Here is a 21,248-nt window from a genome sequence, read left to right on the forward strand (position 1 = left end):
GTACTCCTTGATGCACATAAAATAGAAAACTAGTTAACTCGTACTTGTGAAAGTAGTGCTTCTACTTCTGCTAGCGTAGCGAGATTTTCAGAGTAAGCGGAGGCAGAGCCACTGGAGATACCCCAGTAGAGCGCCTCTTGTAGGTCGCCTGTCTTTTCAAAGCCTGTAATAAAGCCAGCTACCATGGAATCGCCGGCGCCTACGGAGTTTACGAGTGTACCCTTAGGGGCAGGACCTGTATATACAGTGCCGTCAGCAGCTACTAAGATAGCTCCATCACCAGCCATGGAGATGAGCACATGTTGTGCGCCTTTCTCTTGTAATGCCTTAGCTGCCTCTACTAGGTCATCCTTTGTGGAAAGGGTACGACCAAAGATTTCGCTAAGCTCGTGATTGTTAGGTTTAATTAAGAACGGTTTATAAGGTAAGACCCGTGTAAGCAAATCTTTTGTAGCATCTACTACAATGCGAATATTTTTATGTTGTAAGCGCTCCATAATGAGTTCGTACATATCGCTTGGTAAGCTAGAAGGAATACTGCCTGCAAGGATCAATGTATCCTGCTCAGTTAATGCATCGAGCTGTGTATAGAGGGCTTCTAGTTCGTCGTCTGTGATGATAGGGCCACGGCCGTTAATTTCTGTTTCTTCGTCAGAGGCTTTCACCTTAACATTGATGCGCGTTAAACCTTCGCGGAGACGGATGAAATCCTCTTTCACACCGAATTGGTTCAGTTGTGTTACGATTTCTTCCCCTGTGAAACCGGCGATGAAACCGAGTGCCGTTGTATCCATGCCTAGGTTGTTGAGCACGATGGATACATTGATACCCTTGCCGCCACCGAGAACGTACTCTTGGGTGGTGCGATTAATGGTGCCCGTCTTGAGTTGATCAAGACGAACAATATAATCTAGGGCTGGATTAAAGGTAATGGTGTAAATCATACAAATTCCCCTTTAAGATAAATTTAATTAGCCTATGATTGGTTAATCTTGTAATTAGTGTAAATTTGATTGATTTTGTAATTAGCGTAAATTCGATTGATTTTATAATTAACGTATAATTGGTTGATCTTGATTCCGTAGTCGTAACCAGTATAGGAGCGGTACGAGGTATAGGAAGAAGGCGAATGGTACATAGCCAGCTGTACTAGTACCCATCATAACTACAGGTACATAAGCAGCGATGTTCCATGGTTGTAATGGAGCAATGAGAATGCCGCTGTTTTCAAAGTCGAGCATCACATCTTCATCTTGAATGCCTCGTTGTGCGTAGGTAATGCGCATAATAGAGTGGGTCATCACTACTGCAATAGCTTGACTACAACCTACAGCACCTGTTAAAAAGGCAAGACCTACGTTTGCAGCAAATACATCGCTTCGTGTTTTTGCTCGCTCTAATAGTTGTCGAATATCGTTCCAGAAGCCAACCCCTTCGAGCATGCCAGAAATGGCAGTTGCCATAAAAATAGAAAGGGTAGGGATGAACATCGTTTGTAAGCCACCGCCGTGAATGATATCTGCTAGTGGATTATAATGTGGTAGTTCAAAGCCTGTTAAGGTATACCAGCCTAAATCAGAAAGGGTAGCGCCCTGATTGGTATAAGCCAAAATTGCCGCTGCTAATGCACTAAGGCCGATAGGCCAACGGATAGATACTTTCAAAGGTAACAGACCAATGACGATGATCACAGGAATCCACAAGGTCCAATCGATGTTGAACACAAAGTGGATCGTATCAGACAGTAAGCTATTTGCATAGTTGAGCGGGAACCACTGCGATAGTATTAGGTAGAGCACTGTAGAAATAACAAGTGCTGGTAGACCATCCTTAAACATAATAGGAATGTTGGTCGATACCTTTGTATGCGTTAAGGCTGCTACGAGAGAGGCGCTAGATGATAAAGGACCGTTCCGATCACCAAAGTACGCACCAGCAATGATGGCACCTGCTACGATGTTTTCTGGAATATTACCAGCTTTTGCCATCGTAATGAGTACAATACCTATGGTACCTACAGTGCCAAGGGCAGTTCCTAACAGCATGCTCACTAGTGCTGTTAATAAAAAAGCACAAGCGATAAAGATAGAAGGATCAATCAAGTCGATGCCTGTGGCAATAATCATAGGGATAATACCTGCCGCTTGCCACATGGCGATGAGCCAACCGATGAGCAGGAATATTTGCATTACCACAATGGATGTTTTAGCACCTGTCCATGATAGGTTTAGTAGTTCTTTTGGTTGGTACCCTTTGCGGTAGAACACATAAGCCATAATGCACCATACTACAATCAAGGCGTAACCGATGGCAATGCTATTGGCTACGGCGATGATGATAACGAGTATGGATAGGAGTAAGCCTAAGAGGGGCTCTGTATTTTTCGGCATCAGTGAACGGCCTTGTTGATACTTTAGAAACGCATTTAATATGAGTTGTAACCACTTCATCTTAATCGATAGGAAGTTCTGTTTCGAAGACTTCCTCAGCAGGGCCTGTCATGAGCACCGTGCCATCCTCCAAGTATGAAATATGCAATGTTCCTAAGTAAAGTTCTACGTCTACTTCGCGACCTGTTAAGCCTTTTTCGAAGGACATAACGGCAGAGGCACAAGAGCCTGTACCACATGCTAGTGTAGCGCCAGCACCGCGTTCCCATGTGCGAACCTTGATGTGTTTGTCGTTTACTACTTCAATGTAGTTAACATTTGTATTGGATGGGAATGCATCGTGTTTTTCAAGGATTGGACCTTGTGTCGTAACAGGGGCGTTTGTAATATCTTCTACGTAAACCTCTGTATGCGGTACACCGAGCAATACAGAGCTCACTGTTACAGTTTCGCCATTTACATCAATGTCTACGTCGATGACCTTATCCATGTCTACATTCATAGGTACATCTTTACTGTTAAAGAATGGCTTGCCCATGTCTACTGTTACTAGTGTAACCACACCATTTTCGATGGTTAAGGTTGGCTTCATAACACCTGCTAATGTTTCGATGGTGAAAGTTTCTTTTGTAATTTCTCCGTGTTCGTAAGCGTATTTGGCAAAGCATCGAATACCATTGCCGCACATTTCAGCTTCACTGCCATCGGAGTTGATGATGCGCATGCGCACATCACATGTGTCAGATGGTACAACAATGACTAAACCATCAGCACCAATGCCTGTACGGCGATCGCAAAGGCGAATGGCTAAATCAGTATAGTCCTTGTTAGCACCTTGAGGGTCGGCAAAGAGGATAAAATCATTGCCAAGACCATGCATTTTTGTTAATTTCATAAAGTCTCCTATCAATAAGTAAGACTTTCACCATGAAGCCCGTGAAAGTCTCATATGTATATTATTATATATTCTATATTATTATATCATAAATGGCTTTCAATTATGGGGTGTAACTTTATAAAATTAAAGTAAAAATAAGCAAAAAATGACCTCCTTTTAAAGTACTTGTTATAGTACGTATTAAGACGGTTGAGAAATATGAACATGAGGTAAAAATTAACCCACGTGGGACAACCTGAAAGGCGGATATATAGGGCTCTATTACTTTATTGTTTACCGTAGAAATGATAAAATAAAGAGTAATGTAGTTTATCGTAATAGAAAGAGGAACACACATGCGAATTCAAGGGATTTCTGGATCTCGTGGCGTTGCAGTAGGCAATGTATATAGATATATTCAAGAGGAAATTGTCATTCCTGATTACACTGTAGCAGAGGATCAGGTAGAAGCGGAAATTGGTAAGTTTGCTGCTGCTATGGCATCTACCTTAAAGCAATTGGATACAATCCGTCAAAAGGCTTTGAAAGAAATGGGCCCTGAAGAGGCGGCTATTTTTGAAGCACATATGCAAATTGCTCAAGACCCATCTTTATCTGATGGTATTAAATCCCTCGTTGAGTCTAGCCATACTAACGTTGTAGCGGCTACAGCTCAAACCATTGAAACCTTTGCCAATATCTTCCTCGGTATGGAAGATCCATACATGCGCGAACGGGGTGCAGATATCAAAGATATCGGTGATCGTTTGATGCGCAATATGTTAGGTATGAACCCTCGTGGCTTATCCCATATTTCTGGGGAGGTTATATTGGTGGCTCATGATTTGGCGCCATCCGATACGGCATCTCTAGATAAAAATGTTGTAAAAGGCATTGTAACAGCTGCTGGTGGCCCTACATCTCATGCGGCTATCATGGCACGTACATTGGAAATTCCTGCCGTTATGGGCGTTGGTGATATTGAAGGCTTTGTTGATGGCGAGAAAGCCGTTGTACTTGGTACAGATGGTATTGTCGAAACAAATCCATCTGATGCGGATTGGGCTGAATATACAAATCAAGCTACTGCTTACCAAGAGGAATTAAAACGCCTACGCGAATCTGCCAATCTTGAAGCTAAGACTACAGATGGTCATCATGTAGAATTATTTGGCAATATCGGTAAGTCTAAAGATGCTAAACATGCTCTTACAATGGGCGCACAAGGTATCGGCTTATACCGTACAGAATTCTTGTACATGGAAAACGATGAATTGCCAGCAGAAGATGTACAGTTCGAAGAATATAAAAAGGTTGCAGAAGATATGCAGGGACAGCCTGTTATCATTCGTACCATGGATATCGGTGGTGACAAGGAGTTGAAATGCCTTGATTTGCCAACGGAAATGAATCCATTCCTTGGTTACCGTGCCATTCGTATTTCCTTGAACCGCCCAGATATCTTCAAAGTACAATTGCGTGCGTTATTGCGCGCTAGTGCCTTTGGTGATATTCATATCATGTACCCTATGATCGCTTCCGTAGAAGAAGTGAAACAAGCGAATGCTATGCTTGAAGAATGTAAGGCAGAACTTACAGCTGAAGGCAAAGAATTCAATAAGGATATTAAGGTTGGTATTATGATTGAAGTACCAGCAGCTGCTGTTATTTCTCCGATCTTGGCAAAATACGTAGACTTCTTCAGTATTGGTACCAACGATTTGTGTCAATATACATTGGCAGTAGATCGTATGAACGAATCTATTGGCGCTCTATATCAACCATTGCATCCAGGCGTATTACGTCTTATCAAACATGTTATCGATGCGAGCCATGAACAAGGTAAATTTACAGGCATGTGTGGTGAACTCGCTAGTGATCCTGTGGCTACCATGATCTTATTAGGCTTGGGTCTTGATGAATTCTCCATGACAGCATCTTCTATACCACTTATTAAGAAAATCTTGCGCTCTGTTTCTAAAGCAGAATGTGAAGATGTGGCTAATAAAGCACTTTCCATGGATACAGCAGAAGAAATTACAGACTATGCTAAATCTGTACTAGCTGAAAAAGGCTTACTATAATTCTGTTGTATAGCAAATAACTTTCAATATACTTGAATTGAAAGGCTTGAAATTGATACAATATATCTATTAGAACGTATGGGATAGGCACAGCCTATCAAGATAGAAAGAGGTTATCATGAAAGAATTAACAGTAGAAATTACTAACGAATCTGGTTTACATGCTCGTCCTGCTACAGCTTTCACACAATTGGCTGCTAAATATGCTTCCAAATTGACAATCGCTGCTAACGGCAAAACAGCTGATGCTAAATCCATCTTAACTGTATTGACTTTGGGCGCTACAAAAGGTACATCCGTTACATTGACAGCTGACGGTGCTGACGAAGACGATGCACTTGCTGCATTAAGCGAATTCTTAACAACTAACCACGACTAATACAATGTGGTAATACAAAGGACTCTACGAATGTAGAGTCCTTTTTTGTTGATCTATATGTTTTATGTATATGATTTTTGTATATGTTTTATGTTTTGGTTGATTTGATTAAATGTTACCTTTAATTTAATATGGCGAATTTACAAAACTATTAGCGTGTAGTTTCAAGTAAAAAAAGAAGAGGCGGTTTAGCCTCTTCTTTATTTTCCCATGTTTGCAAAGCGCTCTACAGCCTTTGTAAAGTCGCTAATGGTTTTTTCTACGTCACCGTGTTCGATACCATCTCGTACGCAGTGGTTGATATGCCCTTCAAGGACTACTTGACCTACTTTATGTAGTGCAGACTTAGCTGCATTAATTTGGCTCAACACATCTTCGCATGGAATGTCTTCTTCAATCATTCGATCAATAGCTTGCACTTGACCAAGGATTTTACGCAATCGACGATGTAGATTTTCTGAATCCATACATTGTTTCATAATACTCCTCCAATGGGCATGTTTTTTATCATCCTTATTATTATACTCCATGTAAAGTTTGTAATACAACTTAATAAGTATACCTAATATGCATTAAATCTACATATATAGATTTATATTGTATATGGATGTATGTGAATATCTGTATTCAAAGGTACATTTAAATATATACTTTTAAAATAGCATGGCATGTATTTTATATTATACACATCTATTTAGACCTTGTAATATATATCTTCTTCTTAATTGATGTGATACAATACATTTAATACACAATGTGTTTGTATATGTATATAAGGTACTGTAATGCATATAGAATTTAAATTTGTCTATAGGTATATACTACGGGCCTTTATGAAATAGGTGAAAGCAATGAAAGTGTTTCGCTACCTTCGGAACCTAGTGGTATTTGTGTTAGTTATGATACTGGCCGTGTTTATATATGATGGATACCATAGGGTTCAAGGTACAGATCGTGAAAGTAACGCGCATACAACTGTTGAAAAACGCATAGAACAAGGTGAAGATACCCTTAGTCGCACAGATCGTATTATACGATTATTTACCTTTAAAGAAAAGGTAGAGACGGCACTGAACCAACGTGTTTCTAAAGAACATTGGGTAAAGGGAGATGTCATTCCAGAATATACAAAGAATGCACTCATCGCCATAGAGGATAAGCGATATTATAAGCATGGTGCTATAGATGTACTTGGTATCATTCGCGCCTTTTATACGAATACCATCGCTGGTGAAACTGTAGAGGGCGGCAGCACCATAACACAACAAGTCGTAAAAAATCTTTTCCTTTCATCAAAACGCATCATGAGCCGTAAGATAGAAGAAGCGATCTTGGCGAGTGAAATGGAACATTACTACACGAAGGAAGAAATTCTCACCATGTATTTAAATACCGTATATTATGGTCATAATTACTACGGTATCTACGAAGCAGCACATGGCTACTTTGGGACAAGCCCGAGCCGATTGACATTAGGTCAAAGCGCTATGCTCGCAGCCTTGCCTAACGCACCATCTTACTTAGATCCTTATACGAATTATAAAGGAGCTAAGGCACGACAAAAACTGGTGCTCGAACAAATGGTAGACCAAGGTATGATTACACAAGCTGAAGCTGATTATGCATACAAACAAGACTTGGGCCTTGTGGACGAATAATTAAATAAGTATAGTAACATCTCTGTTAGTTGATTGGTAATTGGCTAACAGAGATTTTTTTATGATAAATAGTTACGTTCCGAAATATATTATTAAATTGAATAAAAATAATACTTGCATTTATAATTATACAGGTGTATACTATTTTTTGTCAGAAAGAGGGAATGACCATTGAGCTAGATGCCACGGTGCTTTCACAATTATCTGATATAATATTGATTATATGAGTTAAAATACATAGTAAGTTTTTTATGAGGTGTTATCATGGGTAAAGCAAATAAAGTAGTACTCGCATATTCTGGTGGTTTAGACACATCCGTTATCATTCCTTGGTTAAAAGAAAATTATGGCGCAGAAGTTATCGCCGTATGCGTAGACTTGGGTCAACCTGAGGATTATGATGCAGTTGAGAAAAAAGCAATCAAATCTGGTGCTTCTAAAGCGTACATTGTGGACGCTAAAGAAGAGTTCGTAAAAGATTATGTGTGGCCAACAGTAAAAGCTGGTGCGGTTTATGAAGGTAAATATTTATTAGGTACATCTTTCGCTAGACCTTTGATTGGTAAAATCCTTGTAGATATTGCTAAAAAAGAAGGCGCTGATGCAATTGCTCACGGTGCGACTGGTAAAGGTAATGACCAAGTTCGTTTCGAACTCGCTATCAAAGCGTTGGCTCCTAACATGAAAATCATTGCTCCTTGGAGAGAATGGGATTTAAAATCTAGAACAGACTGCATGGAATATGCTGCTAAACACGATATCCCAGTTGTAGCTACAAAATCCCATCCATATTCTATGGACCAAAACGTATGGCATTTGTCCCATGAAGGCGGCGATCTTGAAAATCCAGCAAATGCTCCTAAAGATGATGTGTACTTGGTAACACATACTCCTGAACAAGCTCCAGATGAAGCTGGTTATGTAACTGTATCCTTCAAAGATGGCGTACCTGTAGCAGTAGATGGTCAAGAAGGTACTCCATTACAATTGTTAGAAAAACTCAACGAAATTGGCGCACATTATGGTGTAGGCGTTGTAGATATCGTTGAAAATAGATTGGTAGGTATGAAATCTCGTGGTGTTTATGAAAACCCAGGCGGTTCCATCATCATGTATGCTCACAGAGAACTTGAATACCTTTGCCTCGATAGAGCTACATACCACTACAAAGAACTCATTGCTAATAAGTACGCTGAACTCGTATACGATGGCATGTGGTTCGCACCATTGATGAACGCTTTACAAGCATTCGTTGATGAAACTCAAAAAACTGTAACTGGTGAAGTAAAACTTAAATTGTACAAAGGCAACATTATCTCTGCTGGTGCAACTTCTCCATATTCCTTGTACAGCGAAGATTTCGTAACATTCGAAGAAGACGATGTATATAACCAAGCTGATGCGGCTGGTTTCATCAACTTGTTCGGTTTACCTCTTAAAATTAATGCATTGATGAAAGAAAAGGCAGGTAAATAATGGCTAAATTGTGGGGCGGGCGTTTCACAAAAGGCACTGATAAAGCGGTAGAGGATTTTACATCCTCTATCGCTTTTGATGCGCGGATGTACGCCGAAGATATTGCAGGCAGTAAAGCACATGCTACAATGCTGGCAAAACAAAATATTATCTCCGACGCAGATCGGGACGCTATTGTTGAGGGCTTAACAAAGATAAAAGGCCAAATCGATAAAGGGGAGTTCCCATTCTCCGTGGCTCTTGAAGATATTCATATGAATATTGAAAAACGCTTAACTGATGACATTGGCGAAGCAGGTGGTCGTTTACATACAGGCCGTAGCCGTAATGACCAATGCGCAGTTGATTTACATATGTACGTTCGTAAAGCCGTAGTAGAAATGGGCGAGCTTATCGTAGATATGCAAAAAGCTCTCATAGAAACGGCTGAAAAATACAGCGATGTTATCATGCCTGGCTATACGCATTTACAACGGGCTCAACCTGTATTGTTTGGTCATCATATGATGGCATACTTCTCTATGCTAGAGCGCGACTTTGACCGTTTGTTGATGGTCTTCAAACACGCAGACATCATGCCACTTGGTGCAGGGGCCTTAGCTGGTTCTACGTACGGTATTGATCAAACCTATACGCAAAAGCTACTCGGCTTCTCTCGTATTTACGAAAATAGTATGGATGCCGTATCTGACCGTGACTATGTAGTTGAATTCTTGTCCTTTGCATCTCTTGTGATGATGCATTTGAGCCGTCTTAGCGAAGAATTGATTTTGTGGTCTACCAATGAGTTTAACTTCATTGAACTTGATGATGCTCATTGCACAGGCTCTAGCATTATGCCACAAAAGAAAAATCCTGACGTATGTGAACTCGTTCGTGGTAAAACAGGTCGTACCTATGGCCACTTGTTAGGTTTATTAACTACATTAAAAGGCTTGCCACTTACATATAATAAAGATATGCAAGAGGATAAAGAGGGCATTTTTGATGCTATCGATACAGTACACTTTGCATTGTCCATTAATGCGGCTATGGTCCGTGGTATGAAGGTCAATGGGGCGCATATGAAAGCTGTCCTCGATGATGACTTCTCTAATGCTACAGATATGGCCGATTACCTTGCGAAAAAAGGCGTTCCATTCCGTGAAGCTCATGAAATCGTAGGTAATGCTGTACATCATTGCATTGAAAAAGGTTGTGTATTGCTTGATTTATCCGTTGAGGACTTCAAAGCTATCTCACATCATTTTGATGCAGATATCCTTGATGCCATTTCCATCGAAGCTTGCGTAGCTGGTCGTAATAACTATTCTGGTACTGCTCCAGAATGTGTGGAAAGACAACGTAGCAATGGTAAAGCTGTTATCGCTGGAGAAGAAAAACAAATTGCTCAGTGGAAAGCAATTGTAGAATCTGTGCAAGCATAATTGCTTTAGTAAGCCTAATGTTTTGATTTAGGGCTACATCCTGTACAAGAGTAACATTCAAAGTAATAGTTACTCTTGTGACATTGAAAATTTAAGATCGATATACATATAAGTCTTATGTTAAAGTGCTTTATATTAACCTTTAAGCTTATGTGTATATCGATTTTTTATTTGAATGATAGATAATTTCTAGAAAAGAGTTATTCTAATTGATAAATTACTATTAAAATGGTGTAAATTTATGTACGCATACAGTGGACTGCGCAAAAACAATAGTCTTGTACTAGGACACTATAACCATGATAGATAGTAAAAATCACATATATACACAGAATAAAATGGGGTAAAAATACACCCTGTCATTGTTAAAATGAGTTCTGTTCGTTTTAGATGATAAATTAACTATAATTTATTCAATTCGTGTAATAATGCTTGTCCGCCAATAAAGTACTTTCATTTTGGGTTCATAGGTGTTATTATTTAATTCGTAATAAGAATAACAACGGTAAATTCACATTCAAGCCCATCACAGCACGAACTGAATTTACTTAGCGGTATATTATATTTAAGTGAATTATGGACGAGAAAAAATTCACCTTTTGAAAGGGGATTGATACATGAAAACCACCGCTAAAAAAATGTCTGTATTCCAGCTAACCACAATGGTAGCAGCCAATATGCTAGGAGCTGGGATCATTATGTTACCAACTAATTTGGCTCAAGTTGGTACTATTTCAGTTTTATCTTGGCTCGTAACAGCTGTGGGTGCGCTTCTGTTAGCGTATATTTTTGCTCAAGCGGGTATGTTCTCTCAGATTAGAGGGGGCATGGGCGGTTATGCAGAACACCGCTTCGGTAAAACTGGACATTTTATGGCGAGCTATGCTTACAGCATATCTCTCATCATTGCTAATATCGCCATCGCGGTATCTGCCGTAGGTTATGGCGCAGCTTTCTTTGGTGTTGACCTTAATGCAACACAAACAAGCCAAGTAACAATTGTGCTTTTGTGGTTTGCAGCGATTTTGAACTTCCGTGGTAATCGCTTCACAGGTCGACTCAGCAACATGACTATTTGGGGCTCTATTGTGCCGGTTTTATTAATTGGTACAATCGGCTGGTATTGGTTTGATCCGTCTATTTATTGGGCGGCTTGGAACCCAAATGATCTTCCGTTTTACGATGCAGTAAAACAATCCATTTCCCTCACTTTGTGGGGCTTCCTAGGATTTGAGTCCGCAGCGGCTAATGCAGATGCTGTTGAGAATCCAAAGAAAAACGTACCTATCGCTACTGTGGCAGGTACATTAGCAGTGGCAGTGGTTTACATCTTGTCCACGAATGTTATGGCAGGTATCGTGCCTAACATTGACTTGTTAAATTCTAATGCACCATTTGGTTTGACATTTGTATACATGTTTAATGATACAATTGCAGACATCGTTATGGCTGCAATGGTTATTTCTTGCTTTGGCGCTTTGCTTTGCTGGCAATTCACATTGTCTCGCGTATTCAAAAGCGCAGCGGAAAATGGTTACTTCCCTAAAGTATTTGCTCGTGTAAATAGCAAAGATGCTCCTGTTCGTGGCGTATTCATTTTACTCGCTGTTGAAACATTACTTACATTGTTCACTGCTAGCGACTCCTTACGTGAGCAATTTGAAATCTTAGTAAACTTAGCGGTTGTAACTAACGTAGTACCGTATGTATTGTGCATCTTGGCAGTACCTACAATGATGCGTATGGCTGGTGTAGCTGAAAGCCGTATTAAACGTTCCAACTACGTGTTCGGCGCAGGCGTTATCTACTGTTTATATGCAATTTACGCATGTGGCTTTGATGCTATGGTAGGTAGTGCAGTAGCGGTAAGCATCGGTTTCGTGATCTATGTTTTGCGTAAAGCGTGGACTACACGCAAAGCGCACCGCTTACAACAAAGTATCGATTAACTGAATATCTCTCGTCTTATTAGAGGCTGTTACTAGGTAATAGCCTCTTTTTTGTATGTAATTTAAATCGTTACATGTATTTTAAACCGTTGTATGTATTTTAACCGTATATGGGGTTCAGCTTTTTGGGTAGACTTATCCTTTGATCGTTGAGTTACTGGATACGTATTAGGAGGAGATTAATAAATGCTTATTTTATATAAAGAAATATTATATGGCCCTTTATTATCACATTTTTTAATATATATACATCTATATACAGTCTATGCTTGAAAAATTATATATATAAAGGTATTTTTAGGGGTTTATACATAAAATTGACAATTATCACTAATCGATATTTTTTATTAGTATAAAAATTATATTGATTTTATTGAATATAATGATACCCCTAAGGGGTATGCGTATTGTAAACATAATATTAATATAGTATATTTATAATCGATAAAAATGAATAAACTAATGAGTGTCGGTATTACCGAGCGTAAAAGAGGAAAATGGGTGGAAATCCCATACTATGCAAATAGCTGTAATGAGGAGCAAGGTTTCATTATAGGGTCACTAGGAGACTGGGAAGGCCGAAATGTTGCGATGAATCATGAGTCAGAAAGCCTGCTCTAGATGGCATGGCATGTATATGCCGTGTTTAATTTAGGTTAGTCAGGTGGACTAACCTTTTTTGTTGTTTTCCTATATGCACCTCTGCTATATCGGGTGAAATAAGCATATTAGTTGTTCATTTAGATTATTGTAGTATTTAGAGAGTATAGGAGGAGGCGCCTATGGGCAAACGCTTTGCTAAACAGCTAGGTCAATTCATTGTTACACTGTTTGGCATTACTTTTTTAACATTTTGTCTCACTTATTTAGCACCAGGCGATCCAGTAACGATGTTACTAGAAACGGCAGATACAATTGTATCTCAGGAGCTTATCGATGAAACTCGAGCTCAGCTTGGGTTAGATAAACCGTTTATAGTGCAATATGCAAACTGGGTTGTGAATGCTGCACAAGGTGACTTAGGGATGAGTTACTCTGCTAAAAAGCCTGTTGTAGATCGTATGTTGGAGGCTTTGCCAGGGACAGTTATGTTGGCAGGTACATCATTAGTATTTACATTGCTCTATGCATTGCCGGCAGGGATTATAAGCGCCTTAAATCGAAACAAATGGATCGACTATCTGTTGCGCGTTGCTTCCTTTGTAGGCGTGTCTATGCCATCATTCTGGTTAGGCCTTGTACTGATTTATATCTTTGGCCTTAAATTAGGACTTGTTCCTATTGCATCTTCTCGTGTAACTCCTATCGGTGTAATTCTACCAGCCGTTACATTAGCTGTTGTAGTCGGGTCCAAGTACATGCGCCAAGTTCGTCTCGTTATTCTTGAAGAAATGCAAAAGGATTATGTTATCGGCGCACGTGCTCGTGGTGTGAGTGAGATGAAAATTTTATTCGGTCATATTTTGCCTAATGCAGTATTACCACTCATCACTATACTAGGCGTTGTTATCGGTTGGTTATTAGGCGGTGTTGCAGTTATTGAAATGGTATTCTCCTGGCCTGGCCTTGGAAATATGGCAGTATATGCCATTACTATGCGCGACTATCCATTGATCGAAGGTTTTGTGTTGTGGGTTGCCTTAGCATATATGTGTATTAACGCATTAGTTGATGCGTCATATATCCTATTAGACCCTAGATTGAAAAGGGAGAGAGCATAATGGCAGAATTTATTCAAAAACATAAATTGTTCTCTTTCTATAGCGCCTTGATGATTGCGGTAGTTCTCATAGCTATATTTGCACCATGGCTTGCTCCGGGTGATGCTTTTAGCTCAAATCTGAGTCAAGCATTACAAGCGCCAAGTAGTCAACATTGGTTTGGTACAGATAAGCTTGGTCGTGATGTATTGTCTCGCATCATTTATGGTACACAGTTATCCTTGTTTATGGGTGTCAGTATCGTTGTTATCATGGTAAGCATTGGTACTATTATCGGTGCCGTAGCTGGTTATTTCGGTGGTAAAATCGAAATGGTCCTCATGCGTTTTGCAGATATTATGTTATCCTTCCCAGGCGTTGTGTTAGCCATTGCTATTGCTGGTATTTTGGGTGGTAGCATTGTGAATACGATTATAGCGCTATCTGTAGTTGGTTGGGCAAAATATGCTCGTCTTGTACGGTCTATGACGTTGAAAGTTCGCGGTGAAGAGTATGTAACGGCGGCTGTCATGATGGGGGCCTCTACAACGACTATTCTAAGACGTCATATCATTCCCAATATCCTTCCTCTTGTTGTTACAACAGGGGCACTTGATATTGGGGCTATCATGATTGAAGTAGCAGGTCTTTCCTTCCTTGGCTTTGGTGCTCAACCACCAACACCAGAATGGGGTCTTATGCTTAATGAAGGACGCCAATATTTGCAAACGAGCCCTTGGCTCATGGCATTCCCTGGTATGTCCATCCTTATCGTAGTTGCTATCTTTAACCTTTGGTCTGATTCCTTACGGGACGTAGTGGATCCTAAGAACCAAGGTTAGTTACGTGTGATGCTTATTTATAGCTTGTGTTGTGAAAGTTGTTATATAAATAGGCGGTAATAAGGTTTTTCCATTATGACTATTGTAGATTGTAGTGGTCATGATGTGTATGTTTTATGTTTATATGTAATGGTACAAGGAGATTTTACATGAAAAAATCTTGGAAAAAAGCCCTCTTAGCAGGTCTTAGCATTGTAATGATGGGTTCCTTCATTGCTGGTTGCGGCTCTGATAATAATGGTGCTGCTAATAAGGATGTTTTAAAAGTTGGTGTAACTAACTTCGCATCCACATTAGAACCTACAGAAAACTTCTTCGCATGGGTTGTCATGCGCTATGGTGTAGGCGAAACATTGGCTAAGTTTGACGAACAAATGAAACCTCAACCATGGATTGCATCTAAATGGGAAGTATCCCCAGACCATAAAACGTGGACTTTCACAATCAATGATAAGGTGAAATTCTCTAATGGTAAAAAAGTTGATGCTGCAGCAGTTAAAGCATCTATCGAACGGGCTTTTGAAAAATCCAATCGTGCAAAAACATTCTTCGAATATGACTCTATGGAAGCTAATGGTCAACAATTAGTTATTCATACAACAAAAGAATATCCTAATATGCCTGGCCTTTTAGCGGATCCGTTATTCCTAATCGTTGATGTACAATCTGAAAAAGATGGCCGTAACTTTGCGAAGGAAGGTCCTATTGGTACAGGTCCATACGTAGTTAAATCTTTCACAAAAGAACGTGCTGAGATGGCTGCTAACGAAAACTATTGGGATGGTACAGTACCATTTAAAACTGTAGAAATTCCTTCCATCGACGATCCTAATACGCGTGCTATGAGCTTGCAATCTGGTGATGTTGATATGGCGGTTAACATCGGTGCTGGTGAAATGGGCTTATTCCAAAATAACGATAAGTTCAAGGTTGATGAAATCGCATCTCTTCGCGTAGTATTGGCTCGTATCAACCAAAAAGGTGTTCTTGGTGATGACAAAGTTCGTGCAGCTGTAATTTCCGCAACAGATCGCAAAAACTATGCCGATGTATTGCTAAAAGGCACATTCATTCCTGGTTCCGCACCAATTCCACCATCCATGGACTATGGCTTCAAAGATTTGAAAGATCCTAATGCGTATAATCCTGAACGTTCTAAACAATTATTAGCAGAAGATGGCTGGAAAGATACTGATGGGGACGGCATCCTTGATAAAGATGGCAAACCATTAACATTCAACTTCGTAGTATATAACTCTCGTGCAGAATTACCACTTTATGCAGAAGCTGTTCAAGCAGACCTTAAAAAAGTGGGTATCGACATGAAAATCAAAACAGTTGACTATAACTTGATTGATAAAATGGGTCAAGATGGCGACTATGATATGCTTATCTCCAACATCGTAACTGCTAATACAGGCGATCCAATCTGGTTCTTAGCTAACTACTGGCATACTAATGTGGATGGTTCCAACCCTCAAAACGGTTCTGGTTACTCCAATCCACAAGTTGACCAATTATTAGATGCTGCTGAAACTGAATTTGATCCTGCAAAACGTCGTGACTATGCAATTCAAATTCAACAATTATTGATGAATGATGGTGCTGCATTATTCTTAGGTTACCCTAAAACTAATATCGTTACTGGTTCTTACTTGAAAGGTGCTGTTATGTACCCAAGTGACTACTACTGGATTACTAATAAAATTACAAAATAATAAGGAGCTATAATGGCAGAAAACATACTAACTGTAGAGAACCTTAACATCGCGTACCAAGGTGTGCCTGCTGTTATGGATGTAAACTTTACCTTGGAACGCGGTAAGGTATTGACCATTGTAGGGGAATCTGGATCCGGTAAAACTACCGTGATCCGGGCCCTCATGGGTTTATTGCCTATAGGTGGTGAGGTCACAGATGGTACAATGCTCTTTAATGGTCAAGACCTTCGCACCCTATCTAAGTCAGAGTGGAGAGCTATCCGTGGTAAAGACATGGCCATGATTTTCCAAGATAGTGGTAGTGCTTTAGACCCAATAGTTCGCATAGGTAAACAGTTTAGAGAATTATTCAAATCTCATATAGAAATTACCAATGATGAATGTGATCGACGAGCAATTGAGTTATTAGAATCTGTGTCTCTTCCTAATGGAGCAGATATATTGCGCCGTTATCCTCATGAGTTATCCGGTGGTCAACGCCAACGTGTGGGTATTGCTATGGCATTAGCAATGGATCCTGCGTTATTAATTGGTGATGAACCTACATCTGCTTTAGATGTAACAACACAATCACAAGTTGTTATGCAAATGCTAGAACTTGCTAAAGAGCATAATTCTGCTATCGTAATGGTTACGCATAACCTTGGTGTAGCGGCCTATATGTCCGACTATATTATTGTTATGAAAAAGGGTCGTGTTGTTGATGCTGGCACACCGCAAGATATTTTGGAAAACCCATCTAACGAATATACGAAGCAATTAAAAGATGCTGTACCAACATTGGAAGGAGGTCGTTACATTGACTAACTACGCTGTAGAATTAAAAAATGTATGTAAACGATTCCCACTTCCTACTGGTGGTGAGCTCGAAGCATGTAAGAGTATTAATATCACCTTAGAAAAAGGCGAGTCCCTTGGGATTGTAGGGGAATCTGGCTCTGGTAAAACGACTTTGGTTCGTATGATTATGAAGATGCTGCCTATTACGGAAGGCGAGATTTATGTAGATGGTGTAGAGATTCAACATATGAACTCTGAGCAAACGAAAGAATACCGCAAGAAAATTCAAATGGTATTCCAAGATCCATCTGCGGCCTTCAATCCTCGTATGAAGGTAAAGGATATTATCCTTGAACCGTTATACAATTTTGGGCTTCTAGAAAAAGGAAAAGAAGAACAAATCGCAGGTGACTATCTTGAAATGGTAGACCTACCTCGCGAGTTCATGCATCGTTATCCTCATGAAATGTCTGGCGGCCAACGTCAACGTGTGGCCATTGCTCGTGCCATTGTACTTGAACCAGAAATTCTTGTTCTAGATGAGGCAACAAGTGCTCTAGACGTGTCTGTACAAGACTCCATCGCCTATTTACTAGCGCGTTTACAAAAGAAGAAAAATTTAACATATCTATTTATCGCTCATGATATTGCGTTCATTCGTACTATGTGTCATAAGGTAGTGGTTATGTATAAAGGTGCTATCGTTGAAGAGCTAGATGCATTCCATTTAGCAGATGCAAAACATCCTTATACAAAGGTTCTATTGAGCTCTATCTTTGAAATTGGCAAAGATCATAAGCCACTTACCTTAGAAGAAGCTGGGAAAGCGTAAATTTTGATTATATAAAATAGCAGTTAGCCATTTGGTTAACTGCTATTTTTATATTATCTATTATTTATTATGCGGATAATTTTTTCCTCTACATAAATATATCGAAAATTATCTCAAAAATGATTGTGTTAACACTAGATATATAGTATAGTTGACTAAGTATTATACCCCTATGGGTATAATTAAAATATGCTCATATGAAGTGGTATACATATAGATATATAGGGAAAGGATAGGTATGTGAATGAAAGGATTACGTAAGGCATTACTGATTGGTATGACCCTTGGTGTGACAGTACTTGGCACTGTAGGCTGTATGAATCAATTATCCAATTCATCTAATGATATATTAAAAGTAGGGGCCATTAGCTTTGCTGGTACCTTAGAACCAACAGAAAACTATTTTAGTTGGGCTGTTGTACGATATGGTGTTGGTGAAACACTCATAAAATTTGATGACCATATGAATGCTACACCATGGTTGGCAACATCATGGAAACAAAGTGATGATAAGCTGACTTGGACTTTCACCATCAACGATAAGGTTAAGTTCTCTAACGGTAATGCTCTTACTGCTGAGGCCGTAAAGGCATCTTTGGAACGAACCTTTGCGAAGAGTAAACGGGCAAAATCATTCTTTAATTACACTGAAATGACGGCTAATGGTCAAGAGCTCACAATTAAGACCGATAAGCCTTATTATAATTTGCCAAACTTGTTGGGAGATCCATTATTCCTTGTTATGGATGTAACTGCTGAGGCAAATGGTCGTGATATTGCGAAGGAAGGTCCTATTGGTACTGGTCCTTATGTAGTGACATCATTTACAAAAGAGCGTGCTGAGCTCGCAAGGAATGATAACTATTGGGATGGCAAGCCAGGCTTTGCTAAGGTTGAAATTCCATCTATTAACGATGCCAATACACGAGCTATGGCATTGCAAGCGGGTGATGTAGATATGGCCGTTAGCATTGGACCTGGCGAATATGGTATCTTCCAAAACGATAAGAAATTTACTATTTATGAAGAATCATCCTTACGTGATGTATTCGTTCGGATGAGCCAAAAAGGCAAGCTTAAGAATGCTAATCTTCGAGCGGCCCTCATTGCCGGAGCGGATCGTGAGTCCTATGCAAAGAACCTTATGAAGGATACCTTTATTGCCGGTAAGGCTCCATTGCCACCGTCCATTGATTATGGATTCAATCAATTGCGGGATCCTAATAAATATAATGTAGAGCGCGCTAAAGAATTACTTAAACGTGAAGGTTATATTGATACAAATGGTGATGGGATTGTAGATAAAGATGGTGAAAACCTAGTGCTTGATTTCTATGCCTATACATCTCGTCCTGAATTGCCATTATATGCAGAGGCATTACAAGCGGACTACAAAAAAATCGGTGTAGATTTACAAATTAAAATCATAGACTATGCTGTGATTGATACATTGGCGCAATCTGGGGATTACGATATGCTCATCTCTAGTGTAGTTACTGCTAATACGGGCCAACCTGTATGGTTCTTGAAACAATACTGGGGGACCGGTGCTGAGGCAAATGGTTCTGGATTCTCCAATCCACGTTTCGATGAATTGTTAGCTCTTGGTGAAAGTGCCAACGATCCATTAGTGCGTCGTAATGCGTTGATCAATGCACAACAATTGATGCTAGATGATTCGATAGCACTCTTCCTTGGATATCCTAAGATTAATATTGTAGGGAATAACAATATCGATGGTATTAAGATATCTCCATCTGAATACTATATCATTACGAAAGACTTAAAACGGAAATAATTTTATTATATAAACCTATAGTAATGAAACTTGTTTATATAATTTAAAGTAGTTGTAGACATATCAAAAGAGGACTAGCCATGTGATCTGCACCCCAAAAATTGTGTCCAATTTTGGGGGTGCAGTTCAATGAACTAGTCCTCTTTGTGTAGTTAGTTATTTTTTCTTTTGCTCTGTTGCATCAAGTTCTGCCATATTTACGACATTTGCTTTACCAACCATTTTGTTATATTTTATAAAAAGTTGTGTATATGCTTCGCCGTAGGAAGAATTGATGATGATATAGTTGCGAGCCTCTGCGACAAATTCTTTTACGGAGTCTTGATACTCGCGAACCGCATTTTGTGTTTCTGATGTTGTACCAGGTTGTAATTTGTTGATGCGTTGCGTGATTTGTTGTAAGTTTGCTTCAACCTTTTGGGTATCTGTATTTCCATCTGGATCGATAAGATCGATTGTTTGGGCAGTCATGAGATTTAACTCGATGAAGTTAACTGCATTTTCACGTTTTTCACCTTGATATTCAGTCATGCGTTCTGTATAGAGCTCATTATTACGATTATCTAAGGCTAAATCTAAAGCGTTGTATGTAGCGTAGAATTGTTCAGCTAGAGGTACATACTGTGCCGCTAACTCATCGCTACCTTTGAAATTATCTTTTTCAAAACGACGTTCTACATAGTAGGCTTGCAATTGATCCGCAACAGGAATCAATTGATCTAGCACTGCTAATACATCATTAGTTGATTGGTTTACATCTTCGTATGGAGTAGGGCTATCTTGCTTTGCAGCCTCTAATGCTGTTTTAAGATCTTTGTATTTAGGTAATGTAATCGTCGTGTTATGGGACCCATTACGTAACTCTTCAAGAGTTGGTTGTAATTGATTTGCATAGGCTACACTGTACGCGTTATATGAGTCTAATGCGACGATATAAGGTCGGATAGCGTTGATCTTGTCGTCAACGGTTGATCGATATAAAATTGTCGTTGTATTGGATGACAAGAGTGTATACACCCCGTAGATCCCACCACCGATAATAGCGACGCCAAGTATAACGGCTGCTATTAACTTGATGTACCCCTTTTTCAACTGCGCACGCTCCTTGAAAATACACTAACTCTTTTTGGATCCATTTGGGCGGACTACGCCCCTAAGAGTAATTAGTTATATTATATCATAAACTTAGGTCCCAAAAAAGACGTATAGAGCGGAGAATCATAAGGAATAGATGAAATTATGTTATGTGAACATGTATTAATATTTGTAATTCGCTATTTATAGATGAATATACTCTGTGAAAGTTAAATTAGTATATTTCTTAATACCTTTGAT

Annotated in this window: 17 protein-coding genes and 1 riboswitch; of the genes, 12 read left to right on the forward strand and 5 right to left on the reverse strand. The window is 39.5% G+C overall.

The annotated features are described in order from the left end of the window. Positions 1-29: 29 nt before the first annotated feature. From pfkB to dapF, 3 genes are all read right to left on the reverse strand, one after another. A complete protein-coding gene (pfkB, locus tag LKD20_RS05115; RefSeq protein WP_227721079.1) occupies positions 30-944 on the reverse strand; it encodes a 1-phosphofructokinase in 915 nt (304 codons plus the stop codon). A gap of 108 nt (positions 945-1,052) precedes the next feature. Next, positions 1,053-2,390, reverse strand: a complete 1,338-nt coding sequence (locus LKD20_RS05120) for a Na+/H+ antiporter NhaC family protein (RefSeq protein WP_227721080.1) — start codon at positions 2,388-2,390, stop codon at positions 1,053-1,055. Positions 2,391-2,451: 61 nt separating this feature from the next. Beyond that, positions 2,452-3,285 (reverse strand): diaminopimelate epimerase, encoded by an 834-nt coding sequence (gene dapF, locus LKD20_RS05125; protein WP_105089757.1) that lies wholly within the window; start codon positions 3,283-3,285, stop codon positions 2,452-2,454. Positions 3,286-3,623: 338 nt separating this feature from the next. Between dapF and ptsP the strand changes: the two genes are divergently transcribed. Both ptsP and LKD20_RS05135 read left to right on the forward strand, forming a co-directional pair. After that, positions 3,624-5,351 carry a phosphoenolpyruvate--protein phosphotransferase gene (gene ptsP / locus LKD20_RS05130; protein ID WP_227721081.1) on the forward strand — a complete coding sequence of 576 codons (1,728 nt, stop codon included), beginning with the start codon at positions 3,624-3,626 and terminating at the stop codon, positions 5,349-5,351. Between the two features lie 118 nt (positions 5,352-5,469). Next, positions 5,470-5,730: an HPr family phosphocarrier protein gene (locus LKD20_RS05135; RefSeq protein ID WP_005385362.1), complete on the forward strand. Its 261-nt coding sequence runs from the start codon at positions 5,470-5,472 to the stop codon at positions 5,728-5,730. Positions 5,731-5,930: 200 nt separating this feature from the next. Here LKD20_RS05135 and LKD20_RS05140 read toward each other — a convergent pair whose 3' ends face one another. Continuing rightward, complete coding sequence (locus LKD20_RS05140; protein WP_004695033.1) at positions 5,931-6,209, reverse strand: metal-sensing transcriptional repressor; 279 nt, start codon at positions 6,207-6,209, stop codon at positions 5,931-5,933. A 372-nt stretch (positions 6,210-6,581) separates the two neighbouring features. On the opposite strand from LKD20_RS05140, the gene LKD20_RS05145 reads away from it, so the two are divergent. The 10 genes from LKD20_RS05145 (at position 6,582) to LKD20_RS05190 (ending at position 19,913) form a co-directional block, all read left to right on the forward strand. Continuing rightward, positions 6,582-7,388: a transglycosylase domain-containing protein gene (locus LKD20_RS05145; RefSeq protein ID WP_105089754.1), complete on the forward strand. Its 807-nt coding sequence runs from the start codon at positions 6,582-6,584 to the stop codon at positions 7,386-7,388. A gap of 264 nt (positions 7,389-7,652) precedes the next feature. Then, positions 7,653-8,864, forward strand: a complete 1,212-nt coding sequence (locus LKD20_RS05150; RefSeq protein WP_005381291.1) for an argininosuccinate synthase — start codon at positions 7,653-7,655, stop codon at positions 8,862-8,864. After that, entirely contained in the window at positions 8,864-10,291 is a 1,428-nt protein-coding gene (gene argH, locus LKD20_RS05155) for an argininosuccinate lyase (RefSeq protein WP_227721082.1), read from the forward strand. The genes LKD20_RS05150 and argH overlap by 1 nt, the downstream gene beginning before the upstream one ends. A 617-nt stretch (positions 10,292-10,908) precedes the next feature. Next, a complete protein-coding gene (potE, locus tag LKD20_RS05160) occupies positions 10,909-12,240 on the forward strand; it encodes a putrescine-ornithine antiporter (RefSeq protein ID WP_227721083.1) in 1,332 nt (443 codons plus the stop codon). 447 nt (positions 12,241-12,687) lie between these two features. Then, a riboswitch (cobalamin riboswitch) is annotated at positions 12,688-12,874 on the forward strand. Positions 12,875-13,022: 148 nt separating this feature from the next. Beyond that, positions 13,023-13,961, forward strand: a complete 939-nt coding sequence (nikB, locus tag LKD20_RS05165; RefSeq protein WP_105089751.1) for a nickel ABC transporter permease — start codon at positions 13,023-13,025, stop codon at positions 13,959-13,961. Then, a complete protein-coding gene (nikC, locus tag LKD20_RS05170; RefSeq protein WP_227721084.1) occupies positions 13,961-14,782 on the forward strand; it encodes a nickel transporter permease in 822 nt (273 codons plus the stop codon). The genes nikB and nikC overlap by 1 nt, the downstream gene beginning before the upstream one ends. 149 nt (positions 14,783-14,931) lie before the next feature. Continuing rightward, positions 14,932-16,500: an ABC transporter substrate-binding protein gene (locus LKD20_RS05175; protein ID WP_227721085.1), complete on the forward strand. Its 1,569-nt coding sequence runs from the start codon at positions 14,932-14,934 to the stop codon at positions 16,498-16,500. 12 nt (positions 16,501-16,512) lie between these two features. Beyond that, positions 16,513-17,310, forward strand: coding sequence for an ABC transporter ATP-binding protein (locus LKD20_RS05180; RefSeq protein WP_227721086.1), 798 nt, complete (start codon positions 16,513-16,515; stop codon positions 17,308-17,310). Further along, on the forward strand, positions 17,303-18,115 hold the full coding sequence (locus tag LKD20_RS05185; RefSeq protein ID WP_156719994.1) for an ABC transporter ATP-binding protein: 813 nt from the start codon (positions 17,303-17,305) through the stop codon (positions 18,113-18,115). Before LKD20_RS05180 ends, LKD20_RS05185 begins: the two co-directional genes overlap by 8 nt. Positions 18,116-18,359: 244 nt before the next feature. Continuing rightward, a complete protein-coding gene (locus tag LKD20_RS05190; protein ID WP_227721087.1) occupies positions 18,360-19,913 on the forward strand; it encodes an ABC transporter substrate-binding protein in 1,554 nt (517 codons plus the stop codon). Between the two features lie 156 nt (positions 19,914-20,069). Here LKD20_RS05190 and LKD20_RS05195 read toward each other — a convergent pair whose 3' ends face one another. Next, complete coding sequence (locus LKD20_RS05195; RefSeq protein ID WP_129823431.1) at positions 20,070-21,005, reverse strand: YiiG family protein; 936 nt, start codon at positions 21,003-21,005, stop codon at positions 20,070-20,072. Positions 21,006-21,248: the final 243 nt, after the last annotated feature.

Source organism: Veillonella fallax (assembly GCF_020687175.1).
GTDB classification, from domain to species: Bacteria; Bacillota; Negativicutes; order Veillonellales; family Veillonellaceae; genus Veillonella; species Veillonella fallax.

Coding starts and splice junctions, on each gene's coding strand:
- pfkB (WP_227721079.1), bottom strand. CDS start 944: ATGATTTACACCATTACCTTTAATCCAGCCCTAGATTATATTGTTCGT.
- LKD20_RS05120 (WP_227721080.1), bottom strand. CDS start 2,390: ATGCCGAAAAATACAGAGCCCCTCTTAGGCTTACTCCTATCCATACTC.
- dapF (WP_105089757.1), bottom strand. CDS start 3,285: ATGAAATTAACAAAAATGCATGGTCTTGGCAATGATTTTATCCTCTTT.
- ptsP (WP_227721081.1), top strand. CDS start 3,624: ATGCGAATTCAAGGGATTTCTGGATCTCGTGGCGTTGCAGTAGGCAAT.
- LKD20_RS05135 (WP_005385362.1), top strand. CDS start 5,470: ATGAAAGAATTAACAGTAGAAATTACTAACGAATCTGGTTTACATGCT.
- LKD20_RS05140 (WP_004695033.1), bottom strand. CDS start 6,209: ATGAAACAATGTATGGATTCAGAAAATCTACATCGTCGATTGCGTAAA.
- LKD20_RS05145 (WP_105089754.1), top strand. CDS start 6,582: ATGAAAGTGTTTCGCTACCTTCGGAACCTAGTGGTATTTGTGTTAGTT.
- LKD20_RS05150 (WP_005381291.1), top strand. CDS start 7,653: ATGGGTAAAGCAAATAAAGTAGTACTCGCATATTCTGGTGGTTTAGAC.
- argH (WP_227721082.1), top strand. CDS start 8,864: ATGGCTAAATTGTGGGGCGGGCGTTTCACAAAAGGCACTGATAAAGCG.
- potE (WP_227721083.1), top strand. CDS start 10,909: ATGAAAACCACCGCTAAAAAAATGTCTGTATTCCAGCTAACCACAATG.
- nikB (WP_105089751.1), top strand. CDS start 13,023: ATGGGCAAACGCTTTGCTAAACAGCTAGGTCAATTCATTGTTACACTG.
- nikC (WP_227721084.1), top strand. CDS start 13,961: ATGGCAGAATTTATTCAAAAACATAAATTGTTCTCTTTCTATAGCGCC.
- LKD20_RS05175 (WP_227721085.1), top strand. CDS start 14,932: ATGAAAAAATCTTGGAAAAAAGCCCTCTTAGCAGGTCTTAGCATTGTA.
- LKD20_RS05180 (WP_227721086.1), top strand. CDS start 16,513: ATGGCAGAAAACATACTAACTGTAGAGAACCTTAACATCGCGTACCAA.
- LKD20_RS05190 (WP_227721087.1), top strand. CDS start 18,360: ATGAAAGGATTACGTAAGGCATTACTGATTGGTATGACCCTTGGTGTG.